Origin of the sequence: Rhodopseudomonas sp. BR0M22 (assembly GCF_010907035.1) — a bacterium.
Classification (GTDB): domain Bacteria; phylum Pseudomonadota; class Alphaproteobacteria; order Rhizobiales; family Xanthobacteraceae; genus Rhodopseudomonas.
The window spans coordinates 51,700-66,872 of the sequence record NZ_QUMK01000007.1 but is presented as its reverse complement, the minus strand read 5'-3'; the positions used below and the strand labels follow the sequence as shown (position 1 = coordinate 66,872).

11 protein-coding genes are annotated in these 15,173 nt (G+C 64.9%); 7 read left to right on the top strand and 4 right to left on the bottom strand.

All coding sequences use genetic code 11. The features are described 5' to 3' along the window. Positions 1-23 precede the first annotated feature (23 nt). The 5 genes from goxA to DY468_RS03690 all read left to right on the top strand — a co-directional run bounded on the left by goxA (position 24) and on the right by DY468_RS03690 (position 6,155). Positions 24-1,988, top strand: a complete 1,965-nt coding sequence (gene goxA, locus DY468_RS03710; protein WP_164602498.1) for a CTQ-dependent glycine oxidase GoxA — start codon at positions 24-26, stop codon at positions 1,986-1,988. Between the two features lie 5 nt (positions 1,989-1,993). Then, complete coding sequence (locus DY468_RS03705) at positions 1,994-3,094, top strand: NAD(P)/FAD-dependent oxidoreductase (RefSeq protein ID WP_164602497.1); 1,101 nt, start codon at positions 1,994-1,996, stop codon at positions 3,092-3,094. After that, positions 3,091-3,567: a RidA family protein gene (locus DY468_RS03700; RefSeq protein ID WP_164602495.1), complete on the top strand. Its 477-nt coding sequence runs from the start codon at positions 3,091-3,093 to the stop codon at positions 3,565-3,567. The genes DY468_RS03705 and DY468_RS03700 overlap by 4 nt, the downstream gene beginning before the upstream one ends. 80 nt (positions 3,568-3,647) lie before the next feature. Then, entirely contained in the window at positions 3,648-4,172 is a 525-nt protein-coding gene (locus tag DY468_RS03695) for a TfoX/Sxy family protein (RefSeq protein WP_164602493.1), read from the top strand. Between the two features lie 309 nt (positions 4,173-4,481). Beyond that, complete coding sequence (locus DY468_RS03690) at positions 4,482-6,155, top strand: purine-cytosine permease family protein (protein WP_246700872.1); 1,674 nt, start codon at positions 4,482-4,484, stop codon at positions 6,153-6,155. Positions 6,156-6,247: 92 nt separating this feature from the next. Here DY468_RS03690 and DY468_RS03685 read toward each other — a convergent pair whose 3' ends face one another. The 3 genes from DY468_RS03685 to DY468_RS03675 form a co-directional block, all read right to left on the bottom strand. Beyond that, positions 6,248-7,282: a GGDEF domain-containing protein gene (locus DY468_RS03685; RefSeq protein WP_205511897.1), complete on the bottom strand. Its 1,035-nt coding sequence runs from the start codon at positions 7,280-7,282 to the stop codon at positions 6,248-6,250. Between the two features lie 140 nt (positions 7,283-7,422). Continuing rightward, complete coding sequence (locus DY468_RS03680) at positions 7,423-8,823, bottom strand: DEAD/DEAH box helicase (RefSeq protein ID WP_164602489.1); 1,401 nt, start codon at positions 8,821-8,823, stop codon at positions 7,423-7,425. A 271-nt stretch (positions 8,824-9,094) separates the two neighbouring features. Then, a complete protein-coding gene (locus DY468_RS03675) occupies positions 9,095-10,099 on the bottom strand; it encodes a helix-turn-helix transcriptional regulator (protein ID WP_164602487.1) in 1,005 nt (334 codons plus the stop codon). 211 nt (positions 10,100-10,310) lie between these two features. Between DY468_RS03675 and DY468_RS03670 the strand changes: the two genes are divergently transcribed. Both DY468_RS03670 and DY468_RS03665 read left to right on the top strand, forming a co-directional pair. Next, positions 10,311-12,014: a methyl-accepting chemotaxis protein gene (locus DY468_RS03670; RefSeq protein ID WP_164602485.1), complete on the top strand. Its 1,704-nt coding sequence runs from the start codon at positions 10,311-10,313 to the stop codon at positions 12,012-12,014. A 179-nt stretch (positions 12,015-12,193) separates the two neighbouring features. After that, positions 12,194-13,696, top strand: a complete 1,503-nt coding sequence (locus tag DY468_RS03665) for a caspase family protein (protein ID WP_164602483.1) — start codon at positions 12,194-12,196, stop codon at positions 13,694-13,696. Positions 13,697-13,723: 27 nt separating this feature from the next. On the opposite strand, the gene DY468_RS03660 is transcribed toward DY468_RS03665, so the two are convergent. Beyond that, positions 13,724-15,160 carry a DUF6880 family protein gene (locus DY468_RS03660; protein ID WP_164602482.1) on the bottom strand — a complete coding sequence of 479 codons (1,437 nt, stop codon included), beginning with the start codon at positions 15,158-15,160 and terminating at the stop codon, positions 13,724-13,726. Positions 15,161-15,173: the final 13 nt, after the last annotated feature.

Here is a 15,173-nt window from a genome sequence, read left to right as displayed (position 1 = left end):
AAAGCATTTGCAGGGGAGATCGCATGAAACGCCGTGACTTTTTGTTCGGGGCTGCGGCCGTCGGTCTAGGTGGCCCATTGCTCGCGAAGGCAGCGATTTCGCCGCTGCATGCGCAACCGGCAGCGCCCAAGGGAGCCAAGATCGCCAAGGTCGCGATCTTCCCGGCGATCGGCTTCTCCCGGGTCGGCAATGCCGAGGAATGGTTTCTGGCGCCGGAAGTGCCGGGACTGCTCGACGAGCCCGAGGGCGGCTTCAAGGACAAGCAGGGCCGCATCAAGAAGCAGGTTCAGCGGTTCCGGCTGTACGGCTACGACGATCAAGGGCGGGTGGTCCGCGAGCTGGACGGTGCCGATGGTGTCAGCTGGAGCGTCCACGTCGCCAACACCAAGGCCGCCTGGTACGGCTTCGTCAATGCGATGGATCGTGGCGATACCGCGCCCGGCGTGCCCGGCCCCCAGCGCAATGCTTTCATCCCGGCCGACAAGCGCGAAGCGATGCTGTGCATCGATGGCGGCAAGCTGGAGATCTCCGGCGCCTCGACCAACCCCAACGGGGCCGACGACAAGTTTCGGATGAAGGGGCGGTTCTGGCAGACGCTCGACGTCTCGCTCGGCCATCTGCGCACCGACGACAAGGGGCGCCTTTTGGTGTTCGCCGCCGACGGAGTCTCGCGCACCGCGTTGCCGCAGAATCCGGTGCGCGACTTCACCAACAACGACGGCTGGCACGACGATTGGGCCGACGGCTGGGTCAAGGCGACCGTCACCGTCGACGGCCGGAAGCTGGACTGCGATCCGGCCTGGGTGGTGTGCTGCGGACCGAAATTCGCGCCGCAGCTCGAGCCGATCGTGACGTTGTACGACGCCGCGCGCGAGGCGATGGTTGCGCTCGGCCAGATGCAGAGCCCGGCCGACAAGGTCTCGTTCCGCCGCGACGTGCTGCCGATTCTCCGGCGTGCCGGCGCGATGCAGTGGGTGGCGACGGCGTCGTTCCTCGGGGCGGCCTGGAACGACATCGGCGATTTGTCCAACCCGGCGACGATCGAGACGCTGGCCAAGCCTGGGGCCGACGCCAAGGCCGAGCGCAAGAAGGTGTTCGACGCGTTCCGCAAGCCGGACGGCAGTGATCAGCGCGGCTACGCGATTCCGATCATGCTGGGCGACGGCGTCAACTATCAGGACAGCCCGCACGCCTGGCTGGCGTTGACCCACACCCAGTATCGCGTGCTCGAACTATGGGCCGACGGCAAGTTCGAGGCCGACTACTCTGATAAGAGCGCGGACTCGGTTCGCACGCTCGACGATCTGCCGATCGAACTGCGCCCCGAGGCGATGACGCGCGCTGCGCTCGACGCCTGCTCGGGCGGTGCCTTCCATCCCGGTGTCGAAATCACCTGGCCGATCCGCCACAAGGAGCTGTATCGCGGTCCGAACGAGACCAAGCTGCCGTTCCGCCTCGCGTTGTCGAATCGCAAGAGCCTGGCCCAGGACGTCGGATTTCAGCTCAATCCGGTCAATGTGTTTGCCGGCAATCCCGACAAGCCGGAGCAGGGCAAGCCGATCGGTCCGCAAGCGCCGGGCGACCTGACGCGCTGGATGGGTGTGCCGTGGCAAGGCGATGCGTTCAGCTGCCAGGCGGTGCTCACCGCCAGCGGCTTCCCGACTCCTGTGTGGTGGCCGGCGCTACTGCCGGTCGATGTGCTGCCCGAGGCGTTCTATCAGCAGATGATGCGGAACGACCTGACCGAGGAGGAGCGGCTGCGGTTCTATCACACGCGGGTGCCGTGGGCGCGCGGCGCGGCCGGTATCGGCCTGCACGTCGAGGCCGGCTACACCGATGGTCTGCGCCGGATGATCGAGCTGTGGACCCAGATGGGGGTCGTCGTTCGGCGCCCCGGTCCGAAGGGACTGCCCGGCGTGCCTGACCAACTCTATGTCGAAGTCCAGCGCGGTTCGATGGACATTGCGGCGCCGACGCTGCCGCGCTGATCTCGATGGGCCGGATTGCCGTGATCGGCACAGGGGTGGCGGCGCTTGCCGCCGCCCGCAGTGTGATGCTGGCTGGGCGACGGCCGCTCTTGATCGCTCCGGATCGCGACGTGATCAGCCGCGGCGAAACCTTGTCGCCGTCGGCCGCGGCCTTGCTCGATCAGCTGGATTGGGCCGACCTGCTGAACGCTGAAACAGCGCTGCCGAGCGAGGGGCGGTTCTCGGTCTGGGGCGACGCGACCTTGCGGCGTGCCGCGCAAGGCGAGGGCGGTTGGCACATCGACCGTGCCAGCTTCGAGCGTCGGATGCGGGCCAAGCTACACAGCGATTCGATCGAGTCCCATCCGATCATCGTCACCATGTTGGTGCACCACTGCGACGGAGTGGTCCTCGAACTCGGCGATGGCCGTGTCGTGTTCGCCGATGCGGCCATCGATTGCAGCGGTCGCGCGGCGGTTTCGTCGGGCACGACCGCAGGGCGCCGCCGTACCGACCGTCTTGTTGCGGTGTGGCGAGTGCTCGACCTGCCGGACGATACCGAGCCCGCCATGGCAGCTCTGATCGAAGCCGTCGCGCTCGGCTGGTGGTACATGTCCCCGTTGCCGGGCCGCCGGATGATGCTCGGCTTGTTCACCGATACGGATCTGCTTCCACCCGGCGCCGCGCAGGACGGCACGAACTGGACGGGCCTCGCAGCGTCCACCATCGCGATCGCGCCGCGACTGCACAGCCTGGGTCTCGATGTCACGGCTGCACTTCAGCCGCCCCAGGTCGCGCCTGCCGCGACCGTCACGGCCAGCAGACTGATCGAGGGGCGCATCCTGCGCGCCGGCGATGCCGCCGCGGCGCTCGATCCGCTCGGTGCCAATGGTCTCGCCACTGCGCTGTGGAGCGGGATAGCGGCCGCCGAGGCCGCGCTGACGCTGACCAATGGCGAGCGTGAGCGCGCCGATGCCTACGAACGCGATTACTTGCAAGGAATCGCGCAGCACCTCGTCACCCAACAGGCGATGTACGCCGCCGAGCCGCGCTTTTCCGATGCGCCGTTCTGGCAGCGCCGTCGTACTGCCCCATCGTCCCACCCTCAAAAGGAGATTCTGCCATGAAGGGCTCTACGCGCACGTTGTTCGCTGCCGCCGTCCTCGCCGTTGCCATGCCGTCGCTGGCGTTCGCCGAATCCAGCGCGGTGAAGATCATCGCGCCGACCGACAAGACGATCACGCCGAGCGGCACCTGGAGCATCGGCGCGCGTGCCGGCGATTTCGTTTTCATCGGCGGCATGCGTGGCACCGACCGCGTCACCGGCAAGATGGTGGACGGCGAAGAGGCGCGGGTCCGGCAGATGTTCGACAATATGCTGGCGGCCGCCGAAGCGGCCGGTGCGACCAAGCATGATGCGGTGCGGCTGACCGTGTTCGTGACCGACGTCGCCAAGTATCGGCCGGTGGTCAACAAGGTGCAGAAGGACATCTGGGGCGACGGCCCGTATCCGCCGCGCACCGTGCTGCAGGTGCCGGCGCTCGACCAGGGCGACATTGCCGAGATCGACGGCACGTTCTACGCGCCGGCGAAAAAGTAAGCGCATCCGGCGCGTTCACGGCTATGCTGGTCGGCGGCGCGCCAGGCGCGCCGCCAGATCCGTCAGCGCTGCGAGCCGCCATGGACCGTGAATTTCTCGCCGACCTGTTCGCGCCGTTCGGCCCGGTGACGATCCGCCGAATGTTCTCCGGCTTCGGCATCTCGGCGGACGGCGTCACCTTCGCGCTGGTGATCCGCGACGCGATCTATCTGCGCACGGACGATGCGACGATCGCAAGGTTCGAGGGCGAAGGCTCGCAACCGTTCTCTTATACGACCCGCGAGCGGACCGTGACGGTCGCCTCGTATTGGCGGTTGCCGGAACGGCTGCTCGACGAGCCCGACGAACTGGCTGAATGGTCCCGCGCCGCGCTGGCCGCAGCCGAGCGCGCCGCGCTGGCCAAGCTGCGGAAGCCGAAGAGGCGCGCGGCGACATCTTCCGCCAAGAGCACGGTGCTCGAGAAAAAGAAGACCAAGACGGCCAAGACGAAAGCGAAGACCACCACGGCCGCGCCCACCGGGACAGCGAGGCGATCTGTCAGCCGAGCCGCCGACAGCAAAAGGCTGGGAGCTCCTGGTGCATCGAAGCGCATGCCGCAGAAGTAAGCGGCGGTTAGCTCCGCGGTGATGTCGCCAACAGCCCGTCGTGAAAGGGCTTGCTCCGGGCAGCTACATCTTTTTGGATCATTCTTACCTCGAATGCACGCCGCGATCGGCCCGATGGCTGCGGTGAATTAGTTCCGGACAGTTCTGTGGCCTCGCCCGCACAGGCGGGCAGCACTTGCCTTCACGGCGGGCAGGAATCCGGCATGCGCCGGGGCAATCACCGCTGTTCAAGCCCTCTCCGCGTCTGGCACGAACCGTGCAAGTGGAGGGGGGGATACGAAGTGTACTTCCCATTTGCGGAGGGTGGAGTTGCCGCCCGAGGTGGCATTTGCGACCGCACCATCACGCACGAACCGATATGCCGTTCATCGGCATCGAGACCAGCGACTGAGGGCGCGTGGCAGTTCCTCGCGCCAGAAACTGACTGAGCAGACGCGTGGATTACGCGCCGGCTCGGATACCAGGTGCTTCCATTGCAACGGAACGGAGCCTTGCCGGCACGAGAGCGCCAGCGGGACAGAGGGGCACCGCGCCCACATTGCGTGTTCGCGGCGAAAGACCGAGGGAAAGCAGATGGCGAAAACCGAACTACGACTTGACGATCATGCGATCGAGCCGATCCCGGCTGCTGATCGGGATTCGACCGGCGCTCAACAGATGTGGATCTGGGCGGGCGCCAACATCGCTCCGATTAACTGGGCGCTCGGTGCGCTCGGAATTATCCTCAAGCTCGGCATCTGGGACGTCATTGGCGTCATTGTGCTCGGCAATCTCGTCGGGTGCGCGCTGTTCGCCTTGTTCACGGTGATGGGGCACAAGACGGGTGTCAATCAAATGGTCCTCAGCCGCGCCGCGTTCGGCCGGCGCGGGGCTTATCTGCCGGCAGCGCTGGTTTTTCTGATGACGCTTGGCTGGATCGGAGTGAACACCTACTTCCCGGTGAAGATCTCGATGGGCATCCTCGGCCAGTTCGGCGTTCCGGACACCGCGGCTCCGAACCTCATCGTGATGACGATCATCATGGCGCTGCAGATCGGAATCGGCACTTACGGCTTCTACGCCATTCGGACCTTCGAGAAGTACACCGTTCCGGCGACTGTGGTGATCATGGTCGTGATCAGTGTCGCTGCGTGGACGCAGCCAGGAGTGGTGAATTGGAACCTCGCGAGCCCGCTGGCTCCGGGCGAGCGCTACGCGATGATGACGTTGCTGACGGCCGCCATCGGGGTCGGCTGGGGCATCTCCTGGGTCACCTGGGCGTCGGACTATTCGCGCTTCGTGCGAACCACCGAATCGTCGACCGCTGTCTTCTGGTACAGCTTCGCCGGCATGTATCTGCCGGTGGTCTGGCTCGGCATTCTCGGTGCGACGATCTCCAGCGTCACCAATGATGCCGATCCCGCCAAGATGGTGAGCGCGGTGTTCGGTGGCCCGATGGCGGTCCTTGTGCTCGCCCTCGTGCTGCACGGGCCGATCGCCACTAACATTCTCAACGTCTATTCCGCATCGCTCGCTCTGCTCAGCATGGGGCTACGGGTGCCGCGTATCGTGCTCGCCTTGATCGTCGGTGGGGCGGGCTATCTCGTCACGTTCTACTTCGTGTTTGCGCCGAACTTCGCTCAGGCCTTCGACCACTGGATGATCGGCCTGATCATGTGGTTGAGCCCGTTCGCCGGAGTCGTCCTGGCCGATTTCTACATCCGGCGCAAAGGCGTGGTGGACGTTGCCGAACTCTACAAATCGCCGACGACCAGCGTCTATGGTGACGTGAACTGGCCCGGCATCGCGTCGTTTTTCGTGGGCCTGATCGCCGGCTGGCTGTTCCAGAACGGGTTACTGCCCGCTTTCAAGGGACCGATCGCGGTCCACCTGCTCGGCGGCGCGGACCTCAGTTGGCTTGTCGGCACGCTGGTCGCCGGTGGTCTCTACCTCGTGCTCAGCCGCAAGCCGGCGGTCGCCGCGGCCGCGGCCACGCCGGCCTAGCGCTGGGAAAGTATAGGGAGCGTCATCGTCGGCGCTATCCGACGATGACAGCTCTCGATGCACAGGAATCGACCGCCAGACTCGGAGGTTGGTTACGCAACCTTCGCGGAGTCGACATTGCAGAATTCCGGATCGGTCTCGCAGATCACGCGGTTGCGGCCGTTGCGCTTGGCGGCGTAGAGGCACGCGTCGGCGCGTTCGATCAGCGCTTCGGCGTTGTCGCCCGGCTTCAGTGTCGATGCCCCGACCGACAGCGTCACCCGGCCGAGGTTTTCGCCGGTCGACTTCTTCTTCAGCTCCTTCGACATCACCAGCCGGCGGATATTGTCGGCCACGATGATCGCCTGCCGCAGCGGCGTATTCGGTAGCACCACCGCGAACTCTTCGCCGCCGTAGCGTGCCGTGAAGTCCTGTCCCTTGATGCTCTGCTTCAACGTCGTCCCGACCAGTCGCAGCACTTGGTCGCCGGTGAGATGACCGTAGGTGTCGTTGAACGACTTGAAGTGATCGATATCGATCATCAGCAGCGACAACGGTTGACTGCCGGCAGTCGCGCTGCGGATCGCCTCTGCGACGGCGCGGTCGAAATGCTTGCGGTTGCCGAGGCCGGTCAGCGGATCGGTCAGGCTCTCGGCGCGGATCGCTTCCAGGCTGACCTGAAGGTTGGCGATCTCCTGCTTGGAATGCGACAGCCGCTCTTCCAGCGCAGTATTGGTCCGCTGCATCTCGCGGGTCGCCGACACCAGTCGCTCGACGATCGCCTTGATCTGGTCGTTGTCCGTAGCGGTCGACAGCTTGTCGCTTTCGCCGCGGAGATTTTCGCCGAAGCTGGCTGTGCTGCCGAGCGTCTCGGCGAGCAACACCATGATGTCGTCGACCTCGCTGGCGACCCGTTCGCCGATCCGGTCGATCCGGTCGGTCGTCTGCCCTTGCGACAAGTAATCGTCGTAGAGTTGGTCGAGATCGGCGTCGCTGAGGCGACCGCGCTGTGTCAGCGTGTCGTTGATCGCCTTGTTCAGCGCCGGATTATGGCCGGTTGCGTAGATGTACCAGATCTCGTAGTTGCGCGGAGCCGCGCTTTGTCGGAGCGCCTTGATCTGGGAGAGAGCGACCTCGGCATAGGCCATGGTGCGGTTGTGGTCGTCCTGCTTAGCGGCCACCAGCCACCCTCCGATCCGGCGTTTCTCAACGCATCGCCCTGAAACGGCGTGAACCTAAGGTCGGTGGGTGAAGGCGTGGTTAAACGCCTTCAGGTTCCAAGCGCAGGTCAGCCCCGCGCGCGCACGGGGCGCAACAAGAACGCCGGCAGGTGCGAGTGATCGCCAGCTTCAGACGACGTGTCGCGGGCCGGCGGCGCCGAGCCGAACGAGGCGTGGGTGGCCGGTGCAGCAGGGGGGGCGCTCCGCGGTTCGCGCCGCGGCTTGCGTTCGCGCGGTTCGCGGTTCTCGCGGCGCGGCTCACGATGGCGGCCTTCAGGCGCGGCGCGGCGCGAACGTGCCGGACGTTCGGTCTCGGGCTCGGCAGTGAGTTCGGCGTCCACCGCAGAGTCGGCCTCGGCGCGCGGGATCGCCTGACCGATCAGTTTTTCGACCGCAGCCATCGATTTCTGATCCGACGGCGCGACGATGGTCATCGCGGTGCCGGTGCGGCCGGCGCGGCCGGTGCGACCGATGCGGTGAACGTAGTCGTCCGGATGATGCGGGACGTCGAAGTTGAAGACGTGGCTCACTTCCGGAATATCGAGGCCGCGGGCGGCGACGTCGGAAGCGACCAGGATCGGCAGGTCGCCTTTGCGGAACGCCTCAAGGGCGGCCGTCCGGGCGGTCTGGTCCATGTCGCCGTGCAGTGCGCCGACGCTGAAGCCGTGACGCTGCAACGACTTCGCCAGGAGAGCGACCTCGCGCTTGCGGTTACAGAAGATAATCGCGTTCTTCAGATCGGTGGCGGCCCGGATCAGCCGGCGCAGCGTCTCGCGCTTCTCGTGCGGCTCGCGGCCGCACGGCACCTGTGACTGCGTCACGGTGACGGCGGTGGAGGCCGGCTTGCTGACCTCGACCTTTTCAGGATTGTGCAGGAAGGTTTCGGTGATGCGCCGAATTTCGGTCGGCATCGTCGCGGTGAAGAACAGGGTCTGCCGGGTGAAGGGGACCAGCTTGCAGATCCGCTCGATGTCCGGGATGAAGCCCATGTCGAGCATCCGGTCGGCTTCGTCGATGATCAGCATCTCGACGCCGGTGAGCAGCAGGCCGCCGCGTTCGGTGTGGTCGAGCAGGCGGCCCGGAGTGGCGATCAGCACATCGACGCCGCGGGTCAGTTTGAGATCCTGATCGCCGAACGATACGCCGCCGATCAGAAGCGCCACGTTCAGTTTCTGGCCGGCGCCGTATTTGTCGAATTGTTCTTTGACCTGGGCGGCGAGCTCGCGGGTCGGTTCGAGGATCAGCGTTCGCGGCATCCGCGCCCGGGCGCGGCCCTTTTCCAGCATCGTCAGCATCGGCAGCACGAACGCGGCGGTCTTGCCGGTGCCGGTCTGGGCGATGCCGAGGACGTCCTTGCGGGCGAGGACGTGGGGGATCGCCTGCTGTTGAATGGGAGTGGGCGAAACGTAACCGGCGGCGGCGACGGCGGCTTGGACCTTCTCGGAAAGTCCCAGATTGGAAAAAGACATCGAGCCTCTGTTGTCGGGGCGCGGCCTGGTCCTAACGCCTTCGGCCGGAACTCGGGGGCACGCCACTAAATCGAACCGCCGCATGGATTCTTCGAAAATCACTGTCCAGCTCAACCCCGGAGCGGCTAGCAATCGTGCACGGGGAAGTCGGATCGCGGACAGGCGGCTCAATCGGGTATTGCTCGTCGCAATACAGGGCCGCATCACGGGCGGAACATAGGCCGGAATCGGCCAAAGTCAATGCGCTGGCGCATGAAACGGCTGAAATAGCTTAATGTTTCTGCGGGTCGGGGCTGCGGCCGGGGCGGCTCCGGCGCAGCGTTTCGATCGGCGATTCCCCGAATGTTTCCCGGTAATCCTGGGCAAAACGGCTGGAATTGGCGAACCCGCAGCGGAGCGCGACCCCGATCAGCGTGGTGGCTGCGCCGGTCTCCAGCAGCATCTTGGCGTGATTGAGCTTGGCACGTTTGGCGTAGGCCGCCGGCGTGTAGCCGCGCGATTTCAGAAAGGCCCGCGTCAGGGTGGATGTGCTCACGCCGGCGGTCTTTGCCATCTGTTCGACGTCGACGCGGGATTCGGCAGCGCTATCGGCAAGATGCTCGGCGTCGAGGATGATCTTCGGAACGGCTTTGGTCGCGGGGCTGGTCAGCAGGTCACTGAAATTGTGCTGGCTGCAGTACAGCAGTGACACGACGCAGGCTTGCTCCAGCCGGGTGAGGGCGGCTCTCGGCCACACCGAGAACTCCGGATCGAGCGTGCCGGCCAGCAGCATCAGCAATTCTCGCAGACCTGAAAAGTGCGGGGTGTCGGTCGCAACGTTCGGCTCGAAGACGAGGTGGCCACGAGGTACGAAGCCCAGCAGCGAAGCGAGTACGCGCTTCAGCATGGCCGGTGGAACGCGCAACACCAACTCTTCGTAGTCGGCGCTGAAGTCGAGCAGAGCCGGTCGCCCGGGCGAGCATATCAGAGCTTGGTCTTTGCCGATCTCGAACCGGCGCTCGCCGTCAGTCAGGGTGCAGTGGCCGCTTCGGCACAGATGTAAGTGCAGCATCCTGCTGCTCTTGGTGAGCAGCCGGACCGGCAGCGATGTGGCTGAAACCAGCAACAAGAGGTTCGGGAGCTGCGCGCAAGTCGTGCTGGTCCGGAACCCCTCGCGCGGCGAGGTGCCGAGTTCGCAGCCGTAGTGTTCGCGCGCGATCTCGTAAGCGGTCGCCGGATCATCGGCATGTTGAATCTCGAAGCCTTGCAACAATCGTCTTGGGTCTTCGGGCGCCATCCACTCTCGCAAATGATCTGCAAAGGCCAATGAATCGAAGAGCAGGAAAAAGTTCTCATCTCGAGAAAACCCCGAGGTGGGCTGCTCACTATCGTCCGTTCTGCACTGGAATGTACATACACCATATTACCATTTTCGAGGAACAATGCCCGCGTCGCTCGTCTGGGGGCTGGCTTTCGCCAGGCGGGGAGCGACGAAAACGGGGGACATCATGGCCATCCTGGCGCGATTTCGGATCATTACAAAGATACTGTTCATCGTGGTTCTGCTGTCATTGGTTGCGGTTTCGCTGACCTGGGTGGCGATGAGCGCGATGGAGACGCTCAACGCCGGCTCGGACGATATGAATCGGGCCTCCAAGCGCGCGCTGCTGGCGGCCCGCGCCAATCAGAACGTGCTTGCGATCAGCCGCGGCGAATTCATCGCGGCGATTGATCCGAACGCCGAGTCGCTCCGCCGTGCGCGCAAGGTCGTCGATGAGAACCTCGCCACGCTGACCGAGCGGGTCGAGGAGCTCGGCAAGACGCGCGACGAGCAAGCGCGTGCGATGATCCCGAACGTGCTGGCGAAATTGAAGGCTTATCGGAGCGAGGCTGAGGACACGCTGCGAATGGTCGATGCCGTCATTTCCGGAAAGCAGCAGTCGCGCGAGATGCTGCTCGATTCGATGATGCGCAGCGTCGAGAAGTCGAACGAACTGCAGACTGCGATGCGTGAAGTCGCGAACCGTCTGACGGTCCGCGCCGACGGAATGGCCAAGGACGCAAGCGTTCTTTACGATCAGACGTCGCGGATGATGATGACGGTCACCGCGGTCGGCGTGGTCTTCGGCCTGTTGCTCGGCTTCGTCGTCGGCCAGTACGGTGTCGCCAAGCCGATGGGGTCGCTGGTGGGGCTGCTGCAGCGGATGGCGAAGGGCGAGTCCGTCGAGATGACAGGCGTCGACCGCAAGGACGAAATTGGCGAAACCGCGCGCGCCGTCGAGGGCATCAAGCTGATGCTCGAGGAGAAGACGCGTCAGGATGTAGCCGCCAAGGCCGCGCAGGACCGTGCGCTCGCCGCGCAGCGCAAGCAGGAGATGGAGAGGCTCGCTCACAACTTCGAGGCCGCCGTGGGCGAGGTGATCCAGACCGTGTCGTCGGCCTCCACCGAACTTGAAGCCTCGGCCACGACACTGACCTCGAACGCCCACCGCTCGCAGGAGGTCACGACCTCGGTGGCGGCGGCTTCGGAGCAGGCATCTGCGAATGTCCAGTCGGTTGCGTCCGCGACTGAGGAGATGGCCTCTTCGGTGACCGAGATCAGCCGTCAGGTTCAGGATTCTGCGCGCATCGCACAGGAGGCGGTGACCCAGGCGCAACGCACCAACGAGCGGGTCGCGGAGCTGTCGCAGGCTGCCACGCGGATCGGTGATGTGGTCGAACTGATCAACACCATCGCCGGCCAGACCAACCTGCTGGCGCTCAACGCTACGATCGAGGCGGCGCGCGCCGGCGAGGCCGGCCGTGGTTTTGCCGTGGTCGCGGCGGAGGTGAAGGCGCTCGCCGAGCAGACCGCCAAGGCGACCGGCGAAATCAGTCAGCAGATCGGAGGCATCCAGCTTGCGACCAACGAGTCGGTGAATGCGATCCGCGAGATCGGCGCCACCATCGCCAAGATGTCTGAGATCGCTTCGACGATCGCCTCCGCGGTGGAGGAGCAGGGGGCTGCGACCCAGGAGATTTCCCGCAACGTCCAGCAGGCGGCGCTCGGCACCCAGCAGGTCTCTTCGGGTGTGGTCGACGTGCAGCGCGGCGCCAGCGAGACCGGCTCCGCATCGACGCAGGTGTTGTCGGCAGCGCAATCCCTCGCCAACGACAGCAATCGCCTGAAGATGGAAGTCGGCAAGTTCCTCGAAACTGTACGCGCGGCTTGAGCGGCGCATCCATTCGAACCGGCGCGGGCCTCTTCGATGGGGCCCGCGCTTTCTTTTTGTCATTCAGTCGTCTCGCATCGCTGGCCGCACTGGCGAAGCGGGTTGAACCCGGCCCGCATTTTGGTCGACTATGGGGCAGGCGGCCCGATCCGGCCGTATGGCTCATCGGGGAACTGGGAATGCGATCGCTGCGTGCGCGCGGGATATCGGCGGTCGGTCTGATCGCCGCGGTGCTGATCTGGTGTGCGCCGGCCGAGGCTGCCAAGCGGGTCGCGCTGGTGATCGGCAATGACGATTATCGCAAGGTTCCCAAACTGCAGAAGGCGGTCAACGACGCGCGCGCCATGGGCGATGCGCTGCGGACGCTCGGCTTTCAGGTGATGGTGGCGGAGAACCAAACGCGTGCCGGTTTCAGCCAGAGCCTTTTGGCATTCGATTCCATGATCGAGCCGGGGGACACCGCGTTCTTCTTCTATGCCGGCCACGGATTCGAGATCGCCGGTCAGAATTTCCTGCTGCCGGTCGACGTGCCGGCCGCAACGGAAGGGCAGGAGGAGCTGGTACGCGACGCCTCGATCATGGCCGATCGCATCGTCGACCGGTTGCAGAACCGCGGCGCCCGGACCGCCATTCTGGTGCTCGACGCCTGCCGCAACAATCCGTTCGAGCGTCGCGGCGTGCGCGCGCTGGCCGGGCGCGGCGGATTGGCGCCGATGACAGCGCTGCCGGAGGGCGTGTTCTCGATCTTCTCCGCCGGTCCGCGCCAGACCGCGCTCGATCGGCTGTCGGACACAGATAGTAACCCGAACTCGGTGTTCACCCGTGTCTTCGTCAAGCAGTTGCTCGATCCCGGTGAGAACCTGGTGCAGGTCGCGCAACGCACCCGTCGCACTGTCAGTGAACTGGCCGAGCAGATCGGGCACAAGCAGGTGCCGGTGTATTTCGACCAGATGGTCGATGACGTGTTCCTCAACGGACCGCCCAAGGCGGCCGCCAACAGCTTGGCTCAACCGAGTCAGGTGCCCGAGAAGGTTGCCGCGCTGCCGCCGGTGGCGCCTCTGAAACCGCCGACCTCCGAAAGCCTGAATGCGCCGATCGCCAGCTTCTCGCGGCACAATGGCGGCTGGACCGTGGTTTTCTCGATCGCCGATCCGACGCTCGGCATCTCATGGCGGATGGTTGGCGAAAGCGAGTTCCGCGAAACCGGATTCATGGATGCGCTCGACCCGCGCACCCGCAAGCGATTGCCGAACCCGTCGATCCAACTGCCAGCGGACGCCCCGGCGTCGACCATCGAAGTGCGTTACGTCGATGCCAACGGCGAATTGCAGGGCCCGTTTCCGATCAAGTTCGAGCCCGAAGCGGCGTTGCTACGCGACCAGCGCAAGATCCTCGACATGACCGCGACGAGCTGGTTGTCGTTCCGCGACTACAACGGCCTGTTGGTCTACTATACGCATTTGATGTCGTATCGCTGCGCGATCCGTGAGGCGCGGATCGGCATCGACAGCGCAGTGCCCGACAAGGTGCTGAAGATGCCGGCCTGCGACATGCGCGACCCGATCGCGATCCCGAGCAGCGCTACGCCGTATTTCAAGCTGCCGTCGACCGTGAAGTCGGTCTCAGTCGAGCTGACTTACCGCGACGGCAGCGTGTCGGAGATCAAGACGTTCCGGAAGTAGTTGCGACGTCGCCGCGCCGGCCCCGTCTCAGGAGAGAAGGCTCCAGAAGCCGGTCTTGCGGCTGTGCTCCGCTCGCAGGCGAGTCTTGTAGGTGACGTGGCTTTCGAAGCCGCTGAAGTCCGAGATTGCGCCGGACAGGCTCTCGCATTCCAACAGATGCCGCGCGGCATGGCGGTAGCGGGCTGAGCGGCCCTGGACCAAAGTGAAGTCGATCATCGCCCGCAGCGCCAGCGTCGCGGCGAGCGGATATTTGCCGGCGAGCGCATCGGCTGCCGGGGAGAGAAGTTCGTAGTGATTGCCGTCGAGTTCTTTGGCGCGCCGGGTCACCAGTCGGGCGGCGCGATCCAGCGCGGGCCACGCCACGAGAAAGTCCAGGGCCGGCAGCAAATGATCGAACCGCTCGACATAGTCCAGCGCGCGTCGTTCGGCTTCGACGTCGTCGAAATCCGGTAGGCGTTTGAGATAAGCGCGCAGATGGTCGACGCTCAGGAACCGCTCGAAACACGACCACCGCGCGGTCTGCGCTTGGTCGTGCCGGCCCAGTGCGTCGAGGACTTCGATCCGCGCATCCTCCCAATCGAAATCGGGAAATCTGGATGGACGCGACTTCGCATCGTCCACGATCCTCAGCGCCTCGTCGGCACGACCGGCGGCCAGCAGCCGCCGCGCGAGCTCCGCGGCGATCCCGGGACTCTTCCGCGCTTCGATGCTGTACTGGGCAATGTAGGAGTCGACATCGCCCTGGACATCGGCGACGGTTCGGAGGCTCGCGGCGATCATCTGTTCACGGCGGGAGGACATGATCTGATCGAGGTAGATCGGGCCCCCTGATCCCAAGCCGATCACCGTCCGGTCCTCGTCGGCAGGCAGTTGCACAGGCTGTTTTGACAGCTCGATCAGCCGCTGCTTCAGATGGTCGAGACCGGCTCTCCCGAGCGCCGGGCCGAGCGACTCGATCAGATCCTCCTCCTGGTCGTAGAGGCTCTCTTCGAGTGTCTTGAAAGCTCGTTCGGCCAAGGCGATCGGATCGGACTGTGTGGCTTGTGCGAGTGGCCCGAGATCGCGGATCGCATCGACGAAGATCTGGAACAGGAGGCCGTTGCTGTCGTAGCTGCGCTGCAAGACATCGTTTGCCATGTCGACCAACTGCCACATCAGATCCTGTGCCGCCGCGGGATCGTTGGCGGCGACGTGGTTGACAATCGTGCGACGTTGCGCCTCCAGGTCTGCGGCGAGCTCCTTGACTTTGGGCCCTTCCAGCAGGCTTTGCGCGCGGGCGATCTGGCCCAGCCTCTTGCCGATTTCGCCGACGACCGCCTTCGGCGAGGTGAGGGCCGTGATCTCCAGCTTGAGCCGCCGTTTTGCTGGAGCGTCGTTGGCGGTGATCGCCAACAGCAGTTCGGCCAGACGCGGCGCGCCGAGTGCTTCCAGTTGGCGAGCCGTCAACGTTGATTTCGGGGCCATGGTCGACGCTTCC